Annotated in this window: 5 protein-coding genes and 2 pseudogenes; 4 read left to right on the top strand and 3 right to left on the bottom strand. The window is 62.5% G+C overall.

Features of this window, described 5'->3' with window-relative positions:
- A pseudogene (locus L0976_RS24305) lies at positions 1–178 on the top strand (IS3 family transposase); the annotation flags it as partial.
- Positions 179–245: 67 nt separating this feature from the next.
- Here the strand turns inward: L0976_RS24305 and L0976_RS24300 are convergent.
- Together L0976_RS24300 and L0976_RS24295 are read right to left on the bottom strand one after the other, a co-directional pair.
- Positions 246–503, bottom strand: a complete 258-nt coding sequence (locus L0976_RS24300; protein WP_234189539.1) for a hypothetical protein — start codon at positions 501–503, stop codon at positions 246–248.
- A 177-nt stretch (positions 504–680) separates the two neighbouring features.
- Positions 681–1,748: pseudogene (locus L0976_RS24295) on the bottom strand (RHE_PE00001 family protein); the annotation flags it as partial.
- 173 nt (positions 1,749–1,921) lie between these two features.
- Here L0976_RS24295 and L0976_RS24290 point away from each other — a divergent pair.
- Genes L0976_RS24290 through L0976_RS24280 form a run of 3 tightly spaced genes read left to right on the top strand, consistent with a single transcriptional unit; the run spans position 1,922 to position 5,420 of the window.
- A complete protein-coding gene (locus tag L0976_RS24290) occupies positions 1,922–3,508 on the top strand; it encodes a Mu transposase C-terminal domain-containing protein (RefSeq protein WP_234189534.1) in 1,587 nt (528 codons plus the stop codon).
- A gap of 2 nt (positions 3,509–3,510) precedes the next feature.
- The gene (locus L0976_RS24285) at positions 3,511–4,389 is read left to right on the top strand and encodes a TniB family NTP-binding protein (protein ID WP_234189528.1); all 879 of its coding nucleotides are present in this window, start codon (positions 3,511–3,513) and stop codon (positions 4,387–4,389) included.
- Complete coding sequence (locus tag L0976_RS24280) at positions 4,386–5,420, top strand: TniQ family protein (RefSeq protein ID WP_234189526.1); 1,035 nt, start codon at positions 4,386–4,388, stop codon at positions 5,418–5,420. Before L0976_RS24285 ends, L0976_RS24280 begins: the two co-directional genes overlap by 4 nt.
- 23 nt (positions 5,421–5,443) lie before the next feature.
- Here L0976_RS24280 and L0976_RS24275 read toward each other — a convergent pair whose 3' ends face one another.
- On the bottom strand, positions 5,444–6,133 hold the full coding sequence (locus tag L0976_RS24275) for an SMC-Scp complex subunit ScpB (RefSeq protein WP_234189524.1): 690 nt from the start codon (positions 6,131–6,133) through the stop codon (positions 5,444–5,446).
- Positions 6,134–6,135: the final 2 nt, after the last annotated feature.

Below are 6,135 nucleotides of genomic sequence, written 5' to 3'. Positions count from 1 at the left end.
CCTTCTCGACCAAGGCGAGATGTGCTGCCCGAACCGCGTCGCACGTCTGACAAGGCTTGCCGGGATCAAGGCTGAGATCGGTTACAAACGTCGTCCTGGCAAATATGGCGGCCGCCCCTCCGTCATTGTCGATAATACGCTCGACCGGCAATTCGACGTCGAGGCTGCGGACAGGGCATGCTGTCGCCCGTCGAGTTCGAGAAGCAGCAGAGAACCTAACCCGAGGGTGTCTACAAAACTCGGGGCTATTCAATCTGCCCAGGGTTGTCTGGTAGGTTTTCGCGTTGATAGGCTTCCATCTCCGATGCGTCATCGGGACCCGCAATGGGATCATCGATCACGTTCACCGGCGTGTTTTCATCTTGGAGTTCCGCTACCAAGCCTGCGCCCGTATTCCTGATCCCAACAGTAAAATGTCGATCGCACTCGGAGCAGTCGATGGCCTGTTCGACAAAACCTTGCGCGTCGGACTCGCGGTCCGCCATGAGGTCGTAGGCCGGCACCTCCTCAAGGATTTCCTGGATCGTAGCCCCACATCCGGAGCACACGAATTTTACCGATGGTAGACCAGCCTCCATGCCTCCCCTTTCGTTTTACTCAAGTGTTACTATCGCCCCTGAAAGCTATTTGCATCAGCTCGTTTTTGGAAGGAACGTACGGGTTCAAGACTCTTCGGTTGGCTAGAGTATCCCCCACGCCCGAAACCTCCCCCTCCCCGTCATCTCGCGGAGGCCGAGTTCCAAGACGATCCGCCGCGCCGCCTGCGGCGTGACCTCAAGCGTTTTCGCCACCATGCCTGCCGACACCAATGGCTTCGCCACGACGAGCTCCACGAGTTCCGGCAACCTCGAGGAGGTGCGTCGCCCCTCCAACTTCCGCTCGAACATTTTTCGCGCTAGCGCCAGCCGATCGTGTTCCTTCATGCCGATCTCGGCGGTTGCCAAAAGCCCATGGGCGATGGCGAGCAACCGGGTCTCCCGATCACGATGCCGGCGACGATCGACAGGAATGGTTTTCAGGCCGAGATTGATGGCAGCGAGATGGGTGCCGGTGGTGACGCCGGCCTGGCGCAGGATGGAGGCGGAAAATAGCCGGCCGAGCCAGGGCGCATGCTGCAGGACGGAAAGCTCGTTCCAGGCATCGAGGGCGACGATCGCCTGCAGCACCGCCGGCAAGTTTTCTGCCTGCCGCAGCACGCGGCGCCATTCCTCCAGCCGGGCATCCTCGTCCCAGTCGAGGTCATAGACCAGTGCGTCTCTGTCTGCCGCACTGGCGCGGCCGGGCCGCGTTGCGTTTTCGATCGCGGCCTCCGACCGGGCCAGTACCGCATCGATGGCGGCATAGTCGACGCCGGGGAGATTTTCGACGTCGTCACCTTCCTCCCCCTTCCCTTCCGCGTGGATCGCTGCCGCCGGCCAAGTAACTTTGGCCGTCGTCGCCTCGTCCCCGCCGCCCGACCCGATCTTCGAGGCTTTCCGCAGCGAGCGGATGCCGTCGGCCGATAGCGCCCAACCAGGTAGTTGGGTGGCAATGCGCCGGCGGGTTTTCAGGATGTCGCGGGCGATGGTCAGTTCGTGGGTGGGGGCGCGGATGTCGCGAAGTGCATCATGCAGGACGAGGTCCTCAAGATGAACGAGTTCGCCATCGACCCAGAGTGAGGCATGCGCGTCGAGGAAATGTGCGCGCTCGAGAAAGCCCTCGCCGACGGGAGAGCGGGCAATGCGCTCGTCGAGACGGGCAAGCGCGACGGCTGTGGGTTTTACTTTCGGATTTCAAACCGGAAAACGTCATATGGCCGTTAGGTTTAGGCGCTAAATTCGGGACGATTTTCCACTAACGATTTCAATGAGGCACCTTGCCACAGCGATTTCACGATCGAAATTTGCCCACGGCGCGCCCGACTTCAGACGAGCAGTGGTCAATGGCGCGTCGCGTCGCCCGCGAATTGGACAAGGTCCTCGATGGCGGCGGCCCAAGACAGGCTGCCATTGCACGCGCCGCGGCCGAACTGCGGCTGACCACGCGGCAAATCTACAATCTCCTTGCGCGCTATCGCGCCGATCGCACGGTGACGGTCCTGCTGCCTCGCACCGCCGTTAGTCGGCGCAAACGGCTGCCAGAACAGGTCGAGGAGATCATCGCGGCCACCCTTCGCGAGCAGTGGCTGAAGCTCGAGCCGACCGCACTTGCTCCCGTGGTCGACGAGATCCGCGCGCGATGCGAGGAAGCCGGTCTTGCCGTGCCGTCCTATGTGACCGTCGCGCGACGCATCCCGATGTTGTTTTCGCCTGAAGAGATCGCGAAGAAGCGCTCGGCCAATCCGAAGCACTTGCTGCGGCTGAAGCCGCGGCCGGGCTATATCCATGCGCCGCACCCGCTCGCCGTCTGCCAGATCGACCATACCCCGACCGATATCAATTTCGTGGAGGTTGTCGACGCGGCCGGTGTGTTCGTCGGCCGCCCTTATTTGACGGTCATCACCGACGTAGCGACACGATCCATTCTCGGCTTCTGCCTCACCCTGGAGAAGCCGTCGGTACTGTCTGTCGCGCTATGCCTGGCCCAGGCCATGTGTCCGAAAGACACGTGGCTTGCTGCACGCAATCTCAATCACGCCTGGCCGATGTTCGGTCGACCGCGGCTGCTAGTGACGGACTCGGCGAAGGAGTTCAAGGGCCATGCTTTCCAACAAGGTTGTGATGATTACGGCATCCGGATCCGGCCCCGGGATCGTGGCCGGGTCCATCACGGCGGGGTGGTTGAACGGCTGTTGGGCAAAGTCAACGCGGTCCTTGCCACCTACCCTGGCTCTTCGGGCCGTTCGGTCGCCCACCGCGACGAATATCCGTCGGAGCGGCGCGCCTGCCTGAGCTTCGCCGACCTGGAGCGCTGCGTTGCGCTGGCCGTGATCGATCACAATCTGCAGGAAAATTCCAAGAGCCTGAAGGTTCCGATCACGGAATGGCAACGCAGCGCTACGACCCTGCCTCGTTGTGACGATGACCCGCAACGGGTGCTGTTGTCGTTCCTGCCGAGGGCGGAAAGGCAGATGTCGCCGCAAGGAATCAGCTTGTTCGCCTTGCACTATTATTCGCCGTGGCTGGGCGTCCTCGTTCCGGAGCGCGACCGGCTCGGAAAGCTCGAGGTGCGATACGATCCCCGCGACATCAGTCATGTCTATATCCGTGACCCGGAAACAAGGCAGTTTCGACCGGTCGAGCGACGCGATGGCCAATTGACGCCGGTGACGCTATGGGAACATGAGGCTGAGCGCACCCGTCGGCGCACAACCAATCAACGCTCAAACGTCGAGAAGGTGGCGGTCCGCCGCGAGATCGCAGCCATAGCGGCGACCGCAAAACCATCCAAGCGCCAGTTGCGCGACGCTGTCCGCAGCTCCCATGCCGCCGCGGCGGAAAAGCCTTATGCGGTCATGCGGCCGCCGTCGCCTTTACCGGCAGAGCATCCGCCGCGCCGGAAGAGCCGGCTGCCGGTGGAGGATTGGTAGCCATGGCGGATCATTTGCTCGAGCATGTCCGGCCATATCTCGGCCGTGATCGGGAAGAGCGGATCGCCTATATCCGTGCGCCGCGGTGGATCGGGCATCATGTCGCCCGGGACAGCCATCGGCGGCTGTCCGAGCTCCTGGAACGACCACCGTCCTTGCGAACCCAGGGGCTGATGTTGGTCGGCCCCTACGCCAACGGCAAGACGATGATCGCCGAACGTTTCGCTGTCGAGCACCTGAGAACCGCGCCCGCGCAGAAAGTCTGGATGGTCCAGACACGCGAAGGCGCCGGCCTTGGCCATTTCTATGCCAGCATTCTGCAGGCGCTCCGCGCTCCCGGCGGCGATATGTGGGATGTTGGTCGCAAGGCGGAGCAACTCGACCACTTGCTGGAGAGCCTCAAACCGAAGGTGCTGATTCTCGACGAGTTCCACAATGCGCTGCGGGGCCGTGCCCGCGACGTCGAAGCCGTCTTTGCCTTCCTGCGGCGGATCGGCCGCCAGTATGACATCTCGCCGGTGCTGATCGGCGAGGTGGCGGTCTGCGATTTTATCAACGCCACCAGCGAGATGGCGAGCCGCTTCGACCTGGTTGCGGTCCCGCGCTGGCAGTATGACGAAAACTATCTCATGCTGCTCGACAGTCTCGAAGCCGCATTGCCGCTCGCCAAAAGCTCGGATTTGTCGAACGAAGCATTGGCCCAGCGGATACTCAGCCTGTCGGAAGGCTTGATCGGCGAGATCGTCACCATCATCACCAAGGCAGCCCTTGCGGCGATCAGATCCGGGACCGAACGCATCAGCAAAGCCAGCATCGACGAGCTGCGCCACGTGCCGGTCTCGCAGCGGCGCAACTCGGCTTTGCGCGAGAGCCTTCTATGACGGCGGTCGACCCGCACGCGCCGGTCATCAGCATTCGCGAACGCTATCGTGACATGGTTTCCGATCGGTGGCCTGGCATCATCGCGCCGAAGCCGGACGAGTTGCTGTCGAGCTGGCTGCACCGGCTTGCCTACGCCAATGGGGTTGCTCCTCGCGCCTTCGCACGCGTGCTCGGACTCAATCCGGGAATGTGGTCGGCAGCCCTTGATCTCAGGCTACCGGCCGACGTTGCGAACCTGCTGAGCGCCAACACCGGTATCGCGCACAATCAGCTCGCCGCGATGACGTTGTCGCATGACTTGCCGCAGGAGCTCCTGCTGCCGCTACGCAACAACGGCCGTCAATGGAGTTCGACCTGGCTGCAGTTCTGCTCCCGCTGCCTTGCAGAGGACGCGCAGCCGTATTTTCGGCGTCGATGGCGGCTGGCGACACGGCTCTCATGCATAGAGCACGGCTGTCGATTGCGCGACCGATGTCCGTCCTGCCTCGGCTGCATTGCGGTCTTTGACCAGGCCGAACTCGTGCCGCAACATTATTGTGTCGCGTGCGGCTATGACTTGCGCCGCGCACCGGTTCCCTACCTCAGTCCAGCGTCGAGAACGCTCGACCGATGCATCGACAGTTTCTGCAGTCTGGAAGCAACCGCCCATGCCCCATTTGGCCCTCTGCTTGTTCGTCGCCTGTTGAGCATGCCGAGTGCTGCTGGCGGCTACTACTCGACGATGATGCTCACCAGTCTGTCGACATCCGCGAGGACATATTGCGCCGAACATCTCAGTCGCCCCAGTGAATGGCCCGTGGATGATAAAAACGACCGCAAAGCTCGCCGTCTGTGGCGCCTGGTTCCGCCGACGAGTGATCACTGCGCCTGGATCGAGCTGCTTGCCAACGCTCTCGGCCGAAAAGCAGGTCTGCCGGGTGCCTCTGAGGTCAAAAAACCAGGCAAAAAGATTCCGTACTTGCTCGGCGCCTATGCCAGAATGAGCCCAGGTCCCGGCTGTCGCCTGCCACCGGAGTTGATTGGAACGTAAAGAAGCACGCAAGACCTGAACAGTCACTCCTCCAGAGAGTCGCTCTCAGACTCAGCAGTCGCGCCCTCTCCCAGCGCCTGCCGGCTGAGCAGCCCAGCGTCCTCGAGCCGTTCCAGATCGGGAAGATCGCGTAGCGTCTCAAGACCGAACGCCGACAGGAAATGCTTCGTCGTCACATAGGTGTAGGGCGCGCCGGGGGTCGGGCTACGCGGGCCGGAGCCGAGGAGGCCTGCGTCGCGCAAACTGGCGATCGTGTCGCGGCTCACCTCCTTTCCGAACATGTTGGACAACTCGCCGCGGGTCACCGGCTGCAGGTAGGCGATCGCCGCCAGCACGGCGGCCTCGGTTTCGGTCAGCGATGCGGTGATGCTCCGCGTTTGCGCCTGCGAGGCGCGGATCGCAGACGTGTAGGCCGAACGGCTCCGATGCTGCCAGCCGCCGGCGACCGCGACGATATCGTAAGGCCTGTCACGTAATTCCTCCCTGAGGTCGTCGATCAAAAGCTCGATGCTGCAGTTTCGGCCGACGACGCGCGTCAGCGTTTCGCGGGTCACCGGTTCCGCGGCGGCAAAAATGACGGCCTCCGCCCGGAGCATCCATTCGCGCCAACGCAGTTCCGGCGGCAGATCCTCAAGCTCGCGATCGAGCAACACATCGTGTTGCGGATCCTTGTCCCGTCGACCCCTGGCTCTTACTGCGTTCGATACCGCCATCG

Origin of the sequence: Shinella sp. NM-101 (assembly GCF_021401195.1) — a bacterium.
GTDB lineage: Bacteria > Pseudomonadota > Alphaproteobacteria > Rhizobiales > Rhizobiaceae > Shinella.
This window is presented reverse-complemented; position numbering and strand designations above follow the sequence as displayed.

What these genes read in the sequence shown, in the direction of transcription:
- L0976_RS24290 (WP_234189534.1), top strand. Translation starts at nt 1,922, where the DNA reads ATGGCGCGTCGCGTCGCCCGCGAATTGGACAAGGTCCTCGATGGCGGC.
- L0976_RS24285 (WP_234189528.1), top strand. Translation starts at nt 3,511, where the DNA reads ATGGCGGATCATTTGCTCGAGCATGTCCGGCCATATCTCGGCCGTGAT.
- L0976_RS24280 (WP_234189526.1), top strand. Translation starts at nt 4,386, where the DNA reads ATGACGGCGGTCGACCCGCACGCGCCGGTCATCAGCATTCGCGAACGC.
- L0976_RS24275 (WP_234189524.1), bottom strand. Translation starts at nt 6,133, where the DNA reads ATGGCGGTATCGAACGCAGTAAGAGCCAGGGGTCGACGGGACAAGGAT.